The organism is Streptomyces sp. NPDC056061 (assembly GCF_042266885.1).
Lineage (GTDB): Bacteria > Actinomycetota > Actinomycetes > Streptomycetales > Streptomycetaceae > Streptomyces.
Genome location: NZ_JBHJWQ010000001.1, coordinates 240,468 through 257,138 on the forward strand (window position 1 = coordinate 240,468; position 16,671 = coordinate 257,138).

Annotated in this window: 18 protein-coding genes and 1 pseudogene; 14 read left to right on the forward strand and 5 right to left on the reverse strand. The window is 69.3% G+C overall.

Annotated elements, in window-relative coordinates:
* The first annotated feature begins 3 nt into the window (after nucleotides 1-3).
* The 11 genes from ACFC79_RS01110 (at nucleotide 4) to ACFC79_RS01160 (ending at nucleotide 9,152) form a co-directional block, all read left to right on the forward strand.
* On the forward strand, nucleotides 4-513 hold the full coding sequence (locus ACFC79_RS01110) for a TadE family protein (RefSeq protein ID WP_376233486.1): 510 nt from the start codon (nucleotides 4-6) through the stop codon (nucleotides 511-513).
* A gap of 2 nt (nucleotides 514-515) precedes the next feature.
* Nucleotides 516-920, forward strand: coding sequence for a TadE/TadG family type IV pilus assembly protein (locus ACFC79_RS01115; protein ID WP_376234864.1), 405 nt, complete (start codon nucleotides 516-518; stop codon nucleotides 918-920).
* 66 nt (nucleotides 921-986) lie between these two features.
* Complete coding sequence (locus ACFC79_RS01120; protein WP_376233489.1) at nucleotides 987-2,324, forward strand: CpaF family protein; 1,338 nt, start codon at nucleotides 987-989, stop codon at nucleotides 2,322-2,324.
* Between the two features lie 10 nt (nucleotides 2,325-2,334).
* The gene (locus ACFC79_RS01125) at nucleotides 2,335-3,273 is read left to right on the forward strand and encodes a type II secretion system F family protein (RefSeq protein WP_376233491.1); all 939 of its coding nucleotides are present in this window, start codon (nucleotides 2,335-2,337) and stop codon (nucleotides 3,271-3,273) included.
* Nucleotides 3,274-3,287: 14 nt separating this feature from the next.
* On the forward strand, nucleotides 3,288-4,175 hold the full coding sequence (locus ACFC79_RS01130) for a DUF5936 domain-containing protein (RefSeq protein ID WP_376234866.1): 888 nt from the start codon (nucleotides 3,288-3,290) through the stop codon (nucleotides 4,173-4,175).
* Between the two features lie 51 nt (nucleotides 4,176-4,226).
* Nucleotides 4,227-5,540, forward strand: a complete 1,314-nt coding sequence (locus ACFC79_RS01135; protein ID WP_376233493.1) for a sensor histidine kinase — start codon at nucleotides 4,227-4,229, stop codon at nucleotides 5,538-5,540.
* 86 nt (nucleotides 5,541-5,626) lie between these two features.
* Nucleotides 5,627-6,736 carry a response regulator gene (locus ACFC79_RS01140; protein ID WP_376233496.1) on the forward strand — a complete coding sequence of 370 codons (1,110 nt, stop codon included), beginning with the start codon at nucleotides 5,627-5,629 and terminating at the stop codon, nucleotides 6,734-6,736.
* 266 nt (nucleotides 6,737-7,002) lie between these two features.
* Entirely contained in the window at nucleotides 7,003-7,233 is a 231-nt protein-coding gene (locus ACFC79_RS01145; protein WP_376233498.1) for a hypothetical protein, read from the forward strand.
* Entirely contained in the window at nucleotides 7,233-7,835 is a 603-nt protein-coding gene (locus tag ACFC79_RS01150; protein ID WP_376233501.1) for a pilus assembly protein TadG-related protein, read from the forward strand. The genes ACFC79_RS01145 and ACFC79_RS01150 overlap by 1 nt, the downstream gene beginning before the upstream one ends.
* Before the next feature lie 31 nt (nucleotides 7,836-7,866).
* Entirely contained in the window at nucleotides 7,867-8,490 is a 624-nt protein-coding gene (locus tag ACFC79_RS01155) for a hypothetical protein (RefSeq protein WP_376233504.1), read from the forward strand.
* Nucleotides 8,491-8,498: 8 nt separating this feature from the next.
* Nucleotides 8,499-9,152 (forward strand): OmpA family protein, encoded by a 654-nt coding sequence (locus tag ACFC79_RS01160; RefSeq protein ID WP_376233507.1) that lies wholly within the window; start codon nucleotides 8,499-8,501, stop codon nucleotides 9,150-9,152.
* A gap of 162 nt (nucleotides 9,153-9,314) precedes the next feature.
* Here ACFC79_RS01160 and ACFC79_RS01165 read toward each other — a convergent pair whose 3' ends face one another.
* On the reverse strand, nucleotides 9,315-9,866 hold the full coding sequence (locus tag ACFC79_RS01165) for a GNAT family N-acetyltransferase (protein ID WP_376233510.1): 552 nt from the start codon (nucleotides 9,864-9,866) through the stop codon (nucleotides 9,315-9,317).
* Between the two features lie 49 nt (nucleotides 9,867-9,915).
* Between ACFC79_RS01165 and ACFC79_RS01170 the strand changes: the two are divergent.
* Nucleotides 9,916-10,497: pseudogene (locus ACFC79_RS01170) on the forward strand (TetR/AcrR family transcriptional regulator); the annotation flags it as partial.
* Between the two features lie 312 nt (nucleotides 10,498-10,809).
* The gene (locus tag ACFC79_RS01175) at nucleotides 10,810-11,679 is read left to right on the forward strand and encodes an LLM class F420-dependent oxidoreductase (RefSeq protein ID WP_376233513.1); all 870 of its coding nucleotides are present in this window, start codon (nucleotides 10,810-10,812) and stop codon (nucleotides 11,677-11,679) included.
* A gap of 154 nt (nucleotides 11,680-11,833) precedes the next feature.
* Here ACFC79_RS01175 and ACFC79_RS01180 read toward each other — a convergent pair whose 3' ends face one another.
* Nucleotides 11,834-12,337, reverse strand: a complete 504-nt coding sequence (locus tag ACFC79_RS01180) for a DinB family protein (RefSeq protein ID WP_376233514.1) — start codon at nucleotides 12,335-12,337, stop codon at nucleotides 11,834-11,836.
* Between the two features lie 271 nt (nucleotides 12,338-12,608).
* Between ACFC79_RS01180 and ACFC79_RS01185 the strand changes: the two genes are divergently transcribed.
* Entirely contained in the window at nucleotides 12,609-13,202 is a 594-nt protein-coding gene (locus ACFC79_RS01185; protein WP_376233515.1) for a hypothetical protein, read from the forward strand.
* A 43-nt stretch (nucleotides 13,203-13,245) separates the two neighbouring features.
* On the opposite strand, the gene ACFC79_RS01190 is transcribed toward ACFC79_RS01185, so the two are convergent.
* The 3 genes from ACFC79_RS01190 to ACFC79_RS01200 all read right to left on the reverse strand — a co-directional run bounded on the left by ACFC79_RS01190 (nucleotide 13,246) and on the right by ACFC79_RS01200 (nucleotide 16,479).
* Nucleotides 13,246-13,695, reverse strand: coding sequence for a DUF3592 domain-containing protein (locus tag ACFC79_RS01190; RefSeq protein ID WP_376233518.1), 450 nt, complete (start codon nucleotides 13,693-13,695; stop codon nucleotides 13,246-13,248).
* 23 nt (nucleotides 13,696-13,718) lie between these two features.
* Nucleotides 13,719-14,285, reverse strand: a complete 567-nt coding sequence (locus tag ACFC79_RS01195) for a hypothetical protein (RefSeq protein ID WP_376234868.1) — start codon at nucleotides 14,283-14,285, stop codon at nucleotides 13,719-13,721.
* A gap of 193 nt (nucleotides 14,286-14,478) precedes the next feature.
* A complete protein-coding gene (locus ACFC79_RS01200; protein WP_376233519.1) occupies nucleotides 14,479-16,479 on the reverse strand; it encodes a hypothetical protein in 2,001 nt (666 codons plus the stop codon).
* Nucleotides 16,480-16,671: the final 192 nt, after the last annotated feature.

Sequence of the window (16,671 nt, forward strand, 5' to 3'; positions counted from 1 at the left end):
CCGATGGCACTCAACGGGACGACCACAGGCATGGAGATACGGGGGCACCGCCCCGGTGATCCGCCCCCCGGGCCCGGGAGCCCGGCCCCCGGCCCGGCCCGGATCGCCGGGCCGGGCGGGCTGCGCGGCCGTCTGTCCGGCCGCGGGCGCGACCGCGGCCAGACGGCGATCGAGTTCCTGGGCATGACCCCGCTGATCATTCTGATCATGCTGGTGCTCTGGCAGTGCGCCCTGATCGGCTACACGTTCTCCCTGGCGGGGAACGCCGCCGACGAGGCCGCGCACAAGGGCGCGATAGCGGGCGGCCTCGGGGTCAGGGAGTGCCGTGAGGCGATCGAGGAACACCTGCCGGAAGCCTGGCGCAAGTCGCTGAAGAAGAAGTCCTGCTACGCCTCGTCGGGCCTGTACAAGGCCGAGGTCAAGGTGCAGGTGCCGATCCTGGTGCCCGGCATCCTCAACTGGAAGTACCCCGTCACCGGCCACGCCGCCTCACCCGTGGAGGCATCTCGATGAGCATGCGTACGCGTACATTCGGCCGCACGGCCGAGAACCCCGGCACCGCTGCCGCCCCCGGCCGCCGTGACCGGGGCCAGGTCGCCATCGAGTACCTGGGCTTTCTTCCGCTGCTGCTCCTGGTCGCGCTCCTCGCGATCCAGGCCGGCCTCGCCGCGTACGCCGCCAACCAGGCGGGCACGGGGGCCCGCGCGGGCGCCCGGCTGGCCAGCATGTCCATGAGCGGTTGCGACCGGCAGGCGGCCAAGGACGCGATGAGCGACTGGACGGCCCGCCGGGCCCGCATCACGGGGCACTCGTCGCACGACGAGGTCACCTGTACGGCCCGGGTCAAGGTCCCGCGCGTCATTCCGGGCGTGGACATCTGGGGCTGGGCCGAACGAAGCTCCACGATGCCCCGCACCTGACCCTGCGGCGCACCGCACCGCTGCCGGCCGGCGGCTCGACAAGCAAGTGGGAACGAGGAGTTACGCATGAGTCTGCGGGCACGTATGAGCGCCCCCGAGAAGAACGGCGGGGGGCGGGAGGACGGCCACATGGTCGCCGTCTTCCGCGCCAAGCTGCTCGAAGAGATCGACCTGGCGGAGATGTCCTCGCTCGCCGCCGCAGACCGGCGGGCGAGGCTGGAGCGCGTCCTCAGCCACATCATCAGCCGCGAGGGGCCGGTCCTCTCCACCGTCGAACGCACCCAGCTGATCCGCCGGGTCGTCGACGAGGCGCTCGGCCTGGGCATCCTGGAACCACTCCTGGAGGACGCGTCCATCACCGAGATCATGGTGAACGGACCGGACCAGATCTTCGTCGAGCGCAGCGGCAAGGTCGAACAGCTCCCGATGCGCTTCGGCTCGCACGAGCAGCTCATGCAGACCATCGAGCGCATCGTGTCGACCGTCAACCGCCGTGTCGACGAGCAGAACCCCATGGTCGACGCGCGACTGCCCAGCGGCGAACGTGTCAACGTGATCATCCCGCCGCTCTCCCTGACCGGAGCGACGCTCACCATCCGACGGTTCCCCCGGGCGTTCACGCTCCAGGAAATGATCAACGTCGGATCGCTCGACGAGCAGATGCTGATCCTGCTCTCCGGGTTCGTCCAGGCGAAGCTCAACGTCATCGTCTCCGGCGCCACCGGCACCGGCAAGACCACGCTCCTCAACGCGCTCTCCGGCCTCATTCCGAACAGCGAGCGCATCGTCACCATCGAGGACTCCGCAGAACTCCAGCTCCAGCAGAGCCACGTGATCCGGCTGGAGTCCCGTCCGGCGAACGTCGAGGGCAAGGGCCAGATCACCATCCGCGACCTGGTCCGCAACTCCCTGCGTATGCGCCCCGACCGCATCGTCGTCGGTGAGGTCCGTGGCGGCGAGTCGCTCGACATGCTCCAGGCGATGTCCACCGGTCACGACGGCTCGCTCGCCACCGTCCACGCCAACAACGCCGAGGACGCGCTGATGCGTCTGCAGACCCTGGCGTCGATGTCCGAGATCAAGATCCCCTTCGAGGCCCTGCACGACCAGATCAACAGCGCCGTCGACGTCATCGTCCAGCTCACCCGGCATGCCGACGGCTCCCGCAAGATCACCGAGATCGCCGTCCTCGACTCGCACGGCCGTGATCCCTACCGCATCGTGACCGTCGCCAGGTTCGACGCCGAGCCGATGGACGCCGAAGGACGGATCAACGGCGTCTTCAACTACCTCCCGATCCCGCGCAAGATCGCCGAGCGCCTCTACATGGCCAGCCAGCCGATCCCGCAGGCATTCGGGATCGCCGAGTCCGCCGAACAGCTCGCCACCCGAGAGGCCAACTAGGTACCGAGCCATGACCAATCTTCCTCTTCTCACGATCGGCGTGACGCTGCTCGCCGGTGTCACGGGTGTCGTCGGCCTGCACGCCTACTCCGGCGGCAAGGCCGACCGGGACGCCCTGGTGGACCGCCTCTCGCACACCGGCAACGTCACCGAGACCGGACGCCACCGTCGCTTCCGGGGCTTCGACAGATGGCTGCGCAACACGGCGCTCGGCCGGAAGGTCGAACTGAAGCTCGCCGCCACCGGCCTGGACATCACCCCGGGCGAGTTCGTCGTCTACGCGGTGCTCGCCATGGCCGCCCTGTGGATGATCGCCTCGTCCATGCTCGCCAGCTTCTTCGGACCGGTCGCCGCCCTCATCGGCCTCTGGGGCGCCAACGCCTACCTCAACTGGCAGCGCACCAAGCGCACCGAACGCTTCATCAACCAGCTCCCCGAGCTCGCGCGCATCCTCGCCAATGCCACCCAGGCGGGCCTCGCACTGCGTACCTCCATCGCCATGGCGGCCGACGAGATGGAGGACCCGGCAGGCGAGGAACTGGCACGGGTCTCCCGCCGACTCGCCGTCGGCGAGACCCTCGACGACGCGTTGAGCGAGCTGACCGACCGGCTGCCCTCCCGCGAACTCGTCGTCCTCATCACCACCCTCGTCCTCTCCAACCGGGCCGGCGGTACGGTCGTCAGCTCCCTGCGCAACCTCACCGAGACGCTGGAGGAGCGCAAGGAGACCCGACGTGAGGTCAAGACCCAGCTGTCCCAGGTGACCGTCACCGCCTACGCCGTCCCGATATTCGGTCTGGGCGCCATGCTCCTGATGAACGCGGTGATGCCCGGAGCACTCGACCGCATGACCGGTGCCTTCATCGGCCAGGTCGCGGTGGTCATCTCCATCGCCCTGTACACGCTCGGATTCGTTGTGATCCGCCGCCTGTCCCGGATCGACGTCTGATGAGCGGGGGACACATGGATCTGCTGCTCGCCGGCCTGATGGGCCTCGCGGTCTACGGGGTCATCGCCGGCATCCGCATGTACCGGCGCGACGCCAAGCTGCCCGGCGACCTCGCGATCGCCCTGGAAGTCGGCTCCACCCGCACCAGCGCGGTCGGCTCCGGAATCGACCGCCTCGGCATGCGCTGGGCCCCCGCGATCCTGCGGATGATGGGCCCCAAGGCCGTCAACAAGAAGCGCCGCCAGATCGACCTGGCCGGCAACCCGGGCGGTCTGACCATCGACCGCTACGCCGCCAGGCGCGCCGTCTACGGCGGTCTCGGCGCGCTCGGTGCCTTCACCATGCTCATGCGCGGACAGATCTTCCTGGCCCTGGTACTGATCGCCTTCGGTCTGTTCTGGGTCGAGGTCGGCATCTGGTCCGCGGTGCGCGTCCGCCGGGACCACATCGACAGGACGCTCCCCGACTTCCTCGACGTCCTCGCCGTCGTCGTCTCGGCCGGCCTCGGCTTCCGTCAGGCGCTCGGGCGGGTGGCCGAGAAGTACGAGGGCCCCTGGGCCGACGAACTCCGCATCACACTCCGCCAGATGGACATGGGCGTCAGCCGTCGTGAGGCCTTCGACCAGCTGCGCAAGCGCAACGACTCGGAACAGGTCGCGATGTTCGTGACCACCCTCCAGCAGGGTGAGGAGCTCGGTGCGCCGATCGTCGAGACGCTGATCCAGATCGCCAACGACATGAGGCGCACCGACGCCCAGAACGCGCGCCGAAAGGCCGCCAGGGCCGTCCCCAAGGCAACCTTCGCGGTCACCACCTTCCTGCTCCCCGGAACCCTCGTACTGCTCACGGTCGGCTTCATCTACGGAGCCAACGTCGACTTCAGCTTCCTGTCGGGCGGATGACGTGAACGGCGCGGGCAACGGGCGGCGAATGGTGGAGGAGGTGACAGGCTCATGTCCTTCCCACTCGGCAGTGCCCAGACCGGACTGGACGCGGAGATCCGCCAGGCGATAGCCGATCCCGGCTCGCGCCCGGCCTTCGCCATCCAGCTCAACGCACTCCAGGCGATGTGCCGGCAGGTCTTCGGCTTCCGGATCGCCATGATCGCCATGGCCACCCCGTTCGCGATCGGCCACACCGCGGAGGGACTCGCCACCTGGCTGATCGGCGCGGCGATCCTCGTCACGTTCATGGGCAGCTATGTGCTGTTCCGCGACTGGGAACGCTTCGGCCCCGTCCTCCTGCGCCACCCCTGGCTGCTCGGCATCGACGCCTTCTTCGGTGCCCTGCTGCTGGTCACCGCCACGCCCGAATCCACGCTCGCCTACGTCACCGTGTGCACCCCGCTGCTGGCCGGCCTCGTCTCCAGCTGGCGGGGTGCGGCGGTCTTCGCCGCGCTCCAGACGGTCATCGTCCTCGGCGTGTACGCCACCGACCCGAAGCTGCACCCCGCCGACTCCACCGCGCTCCTCCTTCCCGGCTTCTGCATGATCGCGGGCGCCGTCGGCGTCACCCTGCGCAATCTGCTCCTCCGCTTCGGAAAGGCCAGCCAGGCACTCACCGAGACCCGGGCCCGGCTCGCCGTCAGCGAGGCCGTGGAGGGCGAACGCACCCGGCTCGCCCGGGAGATGCACGACTCCGTCGCCAAGACCCTGCACGGACTGGCCCTGGCCGCCGACGGACTGGCCGCGTCGTCCGACCGCATGGACCCGCTCACCGTCAGACACCAGGCCGAACTGGTGGCCCGCGCGGCCCGCCGGGCCGCCGCCGAATCCCGTGAACTCCTCTCCGACCTGCGCCGCGAGTCCGGACTCGACGGGGGTGTGGACGTGGTCGGCGAGCTCCGCGCCCGCACCGACGACTTCACCCGCCGCCACGGCCTCACGGCCACCTTCCGCCTGTACAACGAGATTCCCGTCCCGACGGTCCCCCAGGCGGTCGCACGCCAGTTGCTCACCGTCGCCTCCGAGGCGATGGAGAACGCCCACCGCCACGCCCGGCCCACCTACCTCGTCGTGCTGGCAGGCGTGAAGGGCGACGTCCTGCGCGTGAGCGTCTACGACGACGGCTGCGGTCTGCCCGCCGACGTCACCCTCGACGACCTCCGGCGGGCCGGCCACTTCGGTCTCGTCGGCATGGTCGAACGCGCCGCGTCCATCGGCGCCCGCATACGCATCGGAAGGGGCCAGGCGGCCAAGGGCACCGAGGTGCGCCTGGAACTCCCGATCGCTGCTCTCGACGCCGCCCCGGCGCAACAACCAGGATGAACAGCCACCCGAACGGAACGGCAACCACACCGACCGAACCGAAACCCACCCTCACCCCCCATAGAACCCTTGAGAGGAGGTCGCAGATGCCGGACGACGTCTCCCGCGCGTCGGGCCAGAACTGGTCGGCACGGAACCACGCCTCCCAGCACACGTCCCCGCACGTCACACCGTTCACCTCGGAGACCGGCGCCAGCGCGCTCCCGGTCCCCGCCCCCGTCTCCCCGCAGTCCGCGGCATCCGAGTCCATGCCCTCCTTCCCCGCGCCACCGCCCGCACCGGCCGCCGGTGCCCTGCGGGTCGTCGTCGCCGACGACAACCCCGTGGTCCGGGCGGGCCTGGGCGTCCTGCTTTCCGGGCGTGACGACATCGACGTCGTGGCCGAGGCCGTGGACGGGCGCCAGGCATACGAGATGGCCATGCATCACCGCCCGGACGTCGTCCTGCTCGACGTGCGCATGCCCGGCGTCGACGGCATCTCCGCGCTGCCGCACCTCGTGCAGGTGGCCCCGGTCATGATGCTCACCTACAGCCGCGAGAACGAGATCGTCCACGAGGCGCTGCGCCTGGGCGCGAGCGGCTACCTGGTCCACGGCGAATTCACCGCCGACCAACTGGTGCAGGCCGTCCGCGACACCAAGGACGGGCGGGCCCACTTCACCGCCACCGCCGCCAACGCCCTCCTGGCCCACATGCGTCGGGGCCCGGCGCCGCACGGGCAACCGCTTCCGGAGGGGCTCGGAACGGCCCTGACCACGGGCGTTCCCTACCAGGGCTCCGGCTACGACGGACATTCACCGGCTTTCGTCGGACAACACGGTGCGCCTGCACACACACCCGAGTCGGAACCCGCTCCACCTGCGACGCGAGCAGGTCGATCCGCTCAGGGTCTTTCGCATCTGCAACCGGTTGTGGCACAGTCTTCCATGACTGGGGGGTCGGGTACGTCCCTCAACAGGCAGCAGTTCGGGCTGAGTTCGCGGGAGGCGGAGGTCATGGAGCTGATCGCGTCCGGAATGAGCAATCAGCAGATCGCCGCCACCTGCTTCATCAGCGAGAAGACGGTCAAGAACCACATCAACCGCATCTTCACCAAGCTGCACAGCACAAGCCGCAGCGAGGCCATCGCCCGCTGGCTCGGCACGGCTCCGGTGGGAGGACCCGGGGCGCGTGGGGCCGGTGGTCGCCGTGGCTGAGCAGGGGAGCGCGAACAACAGCGAGAACAGCGCCGGGACCGTGGTGGCGCGCGTGGGGCGTGGGGCCCAGCACGCGCCCGCCGAGACCCAGCCGGCCGTTTGGGCCCGGGAATGGGCCCTGGGACCCTCCGGTGAGCAGGGTTCTCGACCGTATGTTTCTCATGTCGCCGACGGCTCCGGCCAGGAGGAAGCCGGATCCGTCGGCGACGCCCAAGAAACGTGCGAGTCGGCCGACCACCGGTCGGCCGAACCCGGAGGGGAACACCATGTCGAACATCACCCTGAAGACCGCCGTCCGCGTCAACGGTTGGGCCAACACGGCGGTCAGCGCGATCCAGAAGCGCTACGAGGCCAAGGACCGCGGCCAGACCGCGTTCGAGTACCTGGGCATCATCCTGGTGGTCGTGGCGATCATCGGCGCGATCGTCGCCACGGGTATCGGTGGCGCGATCTCGGACCGGATCTCCGGCCTCGTGGACTCCATCACCGCCGGCTGATGATCGGTCGCCTTCGTCGCGATGCAGGGCAGGCCTTCCCCATCTATGTAGTGATGGTGGCGGGCCTGCTCTTCCTCGTGTTCGCATTCTTTGCCGTCGGCAAGGCGTCGGCCTTGCGTAATGGAGCCCAGGGGGCGGCGGATGCCGCAGCCCTGGCAGCGGCGCGGCAGGCGCGTGATGAGTTCGAGGCTCCGTTTCTTGCCTCGCTCCCGGAAGACCTGCTCGATGCCTACCTGCAGAGCCACCCCGTAGGGGGCTGCTCCGCGGCTCAGGGCCTTGCCGACGCGAACAAGGCGGATGTCCGTAACTGCCTCCCGATTCCCGGTGGTTACCGCGACCGGATCCAGGTGGAGGTAGACGGGCGGAACAAGGTGGATTCGCCGGTGCTCCCCGGTTCGAAACAGACGTACGCCAAGGCCAAAGCAACGGCCGTGATCGAGTTCCGTTGCTCGTGGACGTCTGTGGACCTCAATGAGGACAGCATTCGGGACATCTTCTTCTTCACGTGCGGTAGTGACTTCCTCGAAATCAGGCCCAGCAGCCCTCCGCCCTGGTCCCAGGTGAGCAAGATTCTCTACGACGTGCATCTGGTCGACAATTGACAGCGAATCACGAGTAAAGGAATCAGAACCCATGAGCATTCGGCGTTCCACGTTGTCCCGAAGGACAGCGGCAGCCGTCTCGCTGACGGCGGCATTGGCCTTCGCCGTCAGCGGCTGCGGCACGGATGACGGCGGAAAACAGAACGACGCCGGTTCATCGCCGTCCTCCGGGTCCTCCGAACCTTCCAAGCCCACAGAGGAAGACAAGGGCGAGAAGCAGGAGGACACCGCTGCCGGGGACAACGTGGACCCGAATGTGAAGCTGGCCGAGGTCAGGGGGCAGCGCGGGATCACGCTCGTCATCAATCAGGTGAAGCGGGACTCCGGCGGCTTCGTCACGGTGCAGGGCGAGGTCAAGAACGGCAGCAGCGAGCGCCAACCCACCAGTGGTTGGGCAGGTTCCGAGTCGTTGCTCGTGACGAAGAACCCCAACTCCGTCGCGGGTGCGGCGCTGATCGACAAGGCGGGCAAGAAGCGGTACTACGTGCTTAGGGACACAGAAGGACGTTGCCTTTGCACCACGGGCATCCTCCCGCTCCAACCCGGTGGCTCGACTCCCGTCTTCATGCAGTTTCCGGCGCCCCCGGCCACCACCACCGAGGTCGACTTCATGTTGCCGACCTTCGCCACCACCTCGCTGAAGATCTCCGGGTGACGGCCGCCATGACTCACACCCGTACCCGGCGCAGGCCACCGCATGTCGCGGGGCAGGCAGTCGCGGCAGCCCTGCTGATGGCGAGCGTCACCGTGCTGGGGGCATCGAACGCCGTTGCCGACGAGGGACCCACCGTGCCTCCGGGCACCGAGGCCTCGTCGGTTCCGTCCGTCCAGCTCGATCCGAACGACCCCGATCTGAAGATGCCCGAGGGCGGCACCCTCGCCCCCGCGAAGGTTCTCGACATCGTCCAGGTGATAGAGGACGAGGGCGGTGACGAGCGTCGCGAGGACAGCAACGCGAACGTCAAGTTCGCGCTCCAAGCGGAGGTTCTGTTCGGCAAGGACAGCGCCAAGCTGAGCCCTGCGGCCAATGCCCGGATCGCGGCCATCGCTGCCGAGATCAAGAAGCAGAACGCCACCAAGGTGCGCGTCTTCGGCTTCACGGACAACCTCGGCTCGGCGGCCCACGGCGACGTGCTGTCCAAGCAGCGCGCCAACGCGGTGCAGTCGGTGCTGGTCAAGGACCTGGGCTCGACTGTCACCTTCGACATCCGGGGATACGGCGAGCAGTACCCGGTCGCGAGCAACGCGACGGAGGAGGGACGCAAGAAGAACCGGCGCGTGGAGGTCTCCTTCCCGCGCGGCGGCGGCTCTTCCTGAGTCATTCGCCAGTTGTGCGTCGGCCCGGCCCTCGCGAGTACGTCTCGCGGGGCCGGGCCGACGTCGTCGAGGCAGGTGGGTCCGCCTTCCCGGCCTCGAATCGCCGGTCATCCGCCGGAGCGTCCTGCGGCCGCCGATGACGAAGCGTCCCTCCGCCGCCGGTCACTGGCGGCGGGCGTGCCACTCCGGGGCCAGGACGGCCCAGATCTGCTTGTCGTGACGGGCGCCGCCGTAGGGCCAGTACTCGCGTCGGACACCTTCGAGCGTCATGCCGAGCCGTTCGGCCACCGCGGAACTGCGCTGGTTGTCGGCTCGGCACTGCCATTCGGCGCGGTGCAGACCGCGGACGGCGAACGCCCACTCCAGAAGCGCCTCGCAGGCTTCGGTGATCAGGCCGCGGCCCTCGGCGGCGGGCTCCAGCCAGCAGCCGATCTCGCACTGGCCGAAACCCGTGTCGAAGTCGACGAACATGACACCGCCGACCAGCGTGCCGTCGAGCCAGATCCCGTAGAGGCGGGCGCCGTCCGCGGCCTGGCGTTCGGCGTACCGGCGCAGCGTGCCCCGAGCGCCCTCCACGTCGTCGGTGACGAAGCCCGGTCCGACCCAGGGGCGGATGTGCTCGCGCGCCCGGTCCATGTGGGCGGCGAACTCCTCGGCGTGCCATATCTCGAGCGGGCGGAGACAGGCATTGCCCCGCAGGGGTAGGGAGAGCACGGTGACCTCGCATTCACACAACAGATGTTATGGATACTACGGTGGCAGCATGCCACGTACCAAGGGAGATCACGAAGCCCGTCGGCGCGACGTCTCCGAGGCGGTCTGGCGGGTGCTGGCCGCGCGCGGCTTCGGGGGGCTGACCCTGCGTGCCGTCGCCGCCGAGCTCGGCGCCACCACCGGCCTGCTCACCCACTACTTCCCCGCCAAGTCCGACCTTCTCGCCCACGCCCTCGAACTGCTCGACCGACGGTCCGCGGCCCGTCCCCGTCGCGTCGCGGGGGAGGGGCTGGCCGCGCTCAGGGCCGTGCTGCTGGACATCCTGCCGCTGACCGCCGAGGCCACCGACAGCAACCGGATCTGGGTGTCCTCCTGGGACACCGCACTCGCCGACCCCGCGCTGAGCGACGACTACGCCCGCAAGTACGCGCGGAGCCGGGACAAGCTGAGCGACCTGGTCGCGGCGGCCCAGCGGCTCGGGGAGCTGCCCGCCGGAGACCCCGCCCGCATCGCGGCCGGCGCCCAGGCGTTCGTGCTCGGGCTGGTGGTCCAGGCCCTGCTCGACCCGGGGGCGTTCCCGCCGCAACGGCAGATCGAGCTTCTCGACGACCATCTGGCGGCGATGGCTGCGGCGCCTGCGACGGCCGGGGCGCCTGCATCGGCCACGGTGCCTGCGGCGACTGCATCGGCTGCGGCACCTGCGGCGGCCACAGCGGCCGCTTCGGCAGCGACGGCCTCACCGTTCCGGCCGGAGGACGAACGGAGCGGCGACGCCTCGTCCTGACGGTCGGTGTTCCGCCCACGGGGTGGCGCGGGGACCTGCTCGGGCGTACTCGCCGTGCCCCTGCGTGCCGTCCTGCGTAACGTGACGGGCACGTGACGGACGGCCGCACGGTGGTGCCGGCAGGTCACCGAAGGCGTTCCGGACGACCGGAGGGTGGACGTGAGGATCGGTCTGCATTACTGGAACTACTCGCAACCCGCCGACCCGGCGCTCATCGCGTCCACACTCGCGGAGTCTGCGCGGATCGCCGACGGGTCCGGGGTCGCCTCCTTCACGGTCATGGACCACTACTTCCAGATGGAGACGCCCGGCAGCACTGCCGACGAACCGATGCTGGAGGGGTACACCACGCTCGGCTACGCGGCCGCGGTGACCGAGCGCATGACGCTCGGGCTCATGGTCACGGGGGTGATGTACCGGCATCCGGGGCTGCTGGCGAAGATCGTCACCACGCTCGACGTGCTGTCCGGCGGCCGGGCCCGGCTCGGTATCGGCGCCTCCTGGTACGAGCGGGAGCAGTACGGGCTCGGCGTGCCGGTGGTCCCGGTCGCCGAGCGGTTCGAGCGATTGGAGGAGACGCTCCTCATCTGTCTGCAGATGTGGAGCGACGACAACGGGCCGTTCCGGGGCCGCCACTACCGGCTCGCCGAGACGCTGTGTGTCCCCGAGCCGATCGGCGAGCGCCCACCGATCATGGTCGGCGGTGGAGGGGAGCGGAAGACTCTGCGCCTGGTCGCCCGGTACGCGGACGCCTGCAATCTGTTCGCCACCGGACCGGAGGAGGTCACCCACAAACTCGATGTGCTGCGCGCGCACTGCGAGATGGAGGGCCGCGACTACGACGCCATCGAGAAGACCGTGATGTACAACGGCCCGGTGCTGGACAGTCCGGGCCGCTTTCTCGCCGACGCGGAGGCGTACGCGCGCCTGGGCATCGGAGAGATCCAGGTGCTGCCGGACCGCCACCCGGTCAGTTTCACCCAGCAGCTCGCCGAGCACATCGTGCCCCGGGCCGCGACGATCGGCTGAGCGGTGTCCCGTAAACCCTGGTGGGACAGCGCTCAGCGAGGCGGGTACGGGGTGCGGCGCAAGGCGCACATCGGGGCGGGTCGCACATCGGGGCGGGGCGGGACGGAAACCGGGTGCGCCCGCGGGTGCCCCGCCTCGCCCCGCCCCGAACGGTTCAGGTGCCGGTGGTGCCGTCGACGATCTCCCGGATCAGGTCCAGGTGGCCGTTGTGCCGGGCGGTCTCCTCGATCAGATGCAGGACGATCCAGCGCAGGTCCGGGTGCCTGCCGTCGCGCCGCGGGCGTTCGGCCGGTGTGTCCAGGTCGTGGGAGGCGACGAGTTCGCGGTAGCGGGCGGTCCGGGACTCGTACAGCGCCAGCACGTCGGCGAGCGGCATGTCCACCGCGATGCGCATCTCGCGGTCGGGATCCTCGTCCGTCCAGGGGCCCTCGTCCTCGCCGCCGAGGAACACCACCTCGAACCAGTGGTACTCGACCCAGCTGAGGTGGTTGATCAGCCCGGCGATCGTCATCAACGGGGAGCCGGGGAGCGGGGCCCGGCGTGCGTCCTGAGGTGAGACGCCCTCGCACTTCGCTCGGGCGGTGTCGCGTACGTAGTCGAGGAAGGTGGCCAACTGGGTGCGCTCGTCCCATGCGGGAGGCGAATCGGTGCGTGTCATCGGCGTACACGATGAGCGATCGGGGACCGCGTGTCCACCGGAATGTTCGCATGGGTCCGCCGCCGGGGCCGGGGGTCCATCGGGTTGTTCCCAAGGGGTCCGTCGCTGGGTCCGTGGGCCCACGCCTGGTCGGGCCGGGTTGATTACGCTCGGACGTGACCCATCGTGAGCACATCCGACCGGGCACCCGTCATCGGTGCTCGTCCGACATGCCCACGCGCACCATGACCTGCACGCTCCACCTGATTCCGTTTCATGGGGTGATGTGTCGATGAGCGACGGTTTCTTTTATTCGTACCACCTCGGCTGGAGCCGCCCGGACGCCGAATCGCTCTTCGGCGATCTCGACGCGGCGGGACTACGGCTCGGTCATCCCGTCACCAGACGGGTGACGCTGCTCGGGTCGGGGCCCGATCCGTGGGGCACCCTGTCCTGGGTGACCCGGGAGCAGATGGTTCTCCTGGCCGGGCTGCAACGGATCGACAACGTCGACTTCCTGCTCTGGACGGACAGCGGGACCGACGTCCCGGCGCGCATCCGGCGGATGAGGGACGGCGTCGTCGCCCTCGAATTCTCCTTCGGGCAGTTGGCACAGGACGAACAGGAGATGGCGGCGCGGGCCATCCGGGAGGCGATAGGCCGGGCCTCCGTCCTCTGCATCGGCTTCGTCGTCGACCGCGAGGGCGCGTCTGCGGCGACCGACTGGAGCGGGGTCGTCGTCAACGGGACGACGTTCTTCGACAGCTGGCCCGACACGCTCGCCGTGCGGCAGGAAATAGCGGCCGTGCAACCGCAGTTGTGCGGTGTGGCCTCGTTCGATCAGTCGCCGTGGATGCTGTTCGGGAGCGAGGTGCCGAGCCGGTAGCGGCGCGGGCAGGACGGTCCGGAGCACTCCGCGGGGACGCCGATCAGATCCACCCGCGCATCGCCACGAACCCCAGCAGCAGCCCCACCGCGAACCCCCCGAGCACGACGGCGAACACCGCGGGCATCACCGCCGGCCCCCATGCCCCCGGCCCGGCGACCGTGGCGTGCTTCGCCGGGTCCGACGGGTCGTAGCTGACCCGGACCGGTGCCCCGACCTCGAAGCCGAACGGCCCGGGGGCGTGGTCGGTGAACTCGATCTCCCGGCCGTCACGGGTGCGGAACGCGAAGACGTACTCGGTGACGTAACTCCGCTCCGCGCCCGGCCCCCGGTCGACCGTGCGGCGTTCCGCGCACCGGCCCTCGGCGCGCTCGCCGCGCCGGACCAGGTGCAGCACCCGGTTCAGCCGCAGCGCGGACCGGACGGCGAAGGCGCCGAGCAGGAGACCGAACAGAAGCAGGAACGTGGCTGTGCCCCCGGGGATGACCTGCATGAACGAGCGCCCCTCGACCGCTGCTACTTGACCGTGATCGACTCGACGAACGCGTCGAGGTCCTGGCGGCTCAGCGAGCCCTTCACCGCATTGATCCGGACGGCGAAGGGGACGTGCTTCGAATCGACACCGGCGACCACGACACCCGTCATCGGGGTGCCCTGCGACGGGGTGTCGTCCTTGCCGCTGGAGGTGAACTCGTAGTCGATCCTGCGGGCGTCCCGGGCGTCCTCCGCGCCCGCGAGCCGCACGTCCGAGGTCTCCTTGCGGACCGTGCCGAGCCCGATGCCGGCACCTGCCGCGGCAGCGGCCTCGTCGGCGTCGTCCACGCCCGTGGCGAAGTCGAGCTGCACCGAGATCATGCCGGTGCGCACGCCGCCCTCCTCCTTGAGGGCCACCGCGGCGTTCGCCTTCGCGAGGTCGGCGGCCGGCTGCTCCTTGTACCCCTTCTTCTCGGGGTAGCCGACGGAGAGGCTCTTGGTGTCGAGCGTGCTCCAGCCCTCCGGGACCGAGGCGGCGTCCTCGCCGCAGCCGGTGAGCAGGGTGAGACCGATGGCGGCGGCGGCAACCGCGCCGAATGTCCGGGACATCTTCATCGTCGTCGTCATCGCCTATCGCTGCCTATCGCTTCTTCGTCGTGCCTTGCTCGCCGTGAGCCGTGAGCCGTGAGCCGTGAGCCGTGAGCCGTGAGCGAGCCGTGCGTGTGCGGCCGTACCCGTGGCCGCAGCTACTGCTACAGCTACAGGCACGGCCGCACCTTTGGCTACCCCGTCCCCGTCCGAGCTACTTCGCGCAGTAGCTGTACGGGAGGTAGGAGCGCTTGTCGCCGTTCGGTGCCCCGAGGAATTCCGCGTCCGTCAGGGTCTCCTTCTTGTGCTCGTCCGAGATCGAGAGCCCGAGACTCATGCCGAGCGAGACCTCGAAGCCGAACTCCTGGGCATCCGTCTCACCGAGGTACTTCATGGAGCTCGACAGGCCGTCCTGGAACATCAGCTGGTCGAACGGGTCGCCGCTCGTGGGCTTCTGCTCCATCGAGCGGTCACCGAACATGTACTCGAACGGGGCGGTGTTGTCGCCGGAGCCGCTCAGCCACTGTTCGGCGATGGCGCGCTTGTCCTCGGTGGCCTGGTCCGTGTCCTTGCCGAAGATGATCGAGTTCGACGTGACCTGGATGCCGCTGTCGCCGGAGGAGTCGCTGCCGCTGATCTTGCCGCCGCGCTTGTCGTCGCCCTTCTTGCCGTTGTCGCCGCTGATGTCGCCCTTGTTGGCGGTCGAGCCGCCCTCATGGGTCTGGGTCATGTCGATGCGGACGATCTTGCCGGTCTTCTGGTCGCGGGTGACGGTGAGCGCGCCGGTCCGGTTGTCCTTCGCGGACGCCTGGCCGCCGAGCGGGCCGGCCGAACCGCTGACCTTGCCCTCCAGTTCGAGCTTGGCGGTGTACGTGTACGACTCGTTGCCGTTGACGTCGTCCTTGGCGATGGTCACCTCGGGGGAGAACTTGGCCTTGCCGCCGAGTTTGGCGCCGAGCTTCGTCTCGTCGCCCGCGCTGATGGAGAGCCCGCCGTCCGCGTACCCGTTCAGGCCGATCGTCGAGTAGGAGATCTTCTTGTCGCCGATCTTGTTCTCGACGTCCTTCTTCTTGTCGGCCCACTTCATGCCGGAGTACCAGCCACCGCCGTAGCCACCGCTGTACTTGGTGGAGGTCTCCCACATCTTCATTTCCTCGATGTCGTCCCGCATCTTCTGAGCCTCCTCCTCGCTCTTGAAGACCCAGGTGTCACCGTTGGTGATCTTGATGCCGCCGCCGACGTCGACGTCCGCCTTGCCGAGCTTGCCGAGCTTGACGCCGGGGGTGCTGGCGGTGGCGCCGGCCGAGGCGGCGTCCGTGAACGTCATGTAGACCAGCTTGTCGTTCCCGTCGACCTTGCCGTCACCGTTCACATCGGTGTTGGCCTGGCTGACCTTCTGCTGGAAGCCGTACTCGTTGCCCCACTCGAACCAGCCGATCTTGACCTTGCCGCCGACGGTGTCGGAGATGCTGGAGACCTGGCACATCTTCGGCTCGTAGTCGGCGTCCGTCTTCGGCTTCGCGGTGGTGTCGGTGCCGCCGCCGCCCGTGGAGCAGCTGCCGCCGCCGCCCATCGAGCTGATCACGCAGCGGATGCGCTCGCCGATCTGGCCCCCGACGCCCGCCATGGACATCGCGCCGATCAGCGTGACGACGAGGACGACCACCCCGAGGTACTCCATCGCGGTGGCCCCGCGGTCCCGCCAGCTGTACGAGTACGTCGCGGGCGACTGCTCGTCCTCGCGGTCCTCCAGCAGGCGGTGGACGGCCAGCCCCGCGGCGGAGCCGGTCGCCAGCGTGACGATCGGCATCAGCGTGCCCTCGATGCCCACGAGATGCCAGGAGACGGCGAGTCCGTAGACGACGGCCGCCACCGGGACGCCCAGACCGGCCAGCAGGGTCAGCAGCCGGGACTCGCGGCGCTCGTACGGCAGGACCCGGACCGAGGCCAGGACCGTGAGCACCGTCGTGATGACGTTCGGCACGTGCAGCAGACCGAGGCGCCAGCCGAACGACGCGAGCCGGTCCTCGGTGGCGAGCAGCTCGACGAGCCCACGCGACACCAGGTACCCGGCGGCGATGTAGACGAGGGCACCGGCGGCCCAACTGCGCGTCAGCGCGAAGAAGACGCCGCCGCCCGCGCCGGGTGAACCACCTCCGCTCCCCGGTGGTATGTGGCCCGTGCTTCCGCTGTGCCAGCCCCCGCCGCTCGTCACGGTACTTCCTCTCCGACGCCCGCATGCCTTGCCCGTACCCGCAGTTGTCCATGCGGGTGTGAAGGTGAGCGTACGGGTGTACGAGCCGGGTGACCTGGGCCCTTGGCCCCAATGTCGGGCCCAACGGCCGATGCCCCGCACCGCCCGCCGGGGGTGCGGGGGAGCGAGGCATCGGGGCCGGGAGGGGACTGC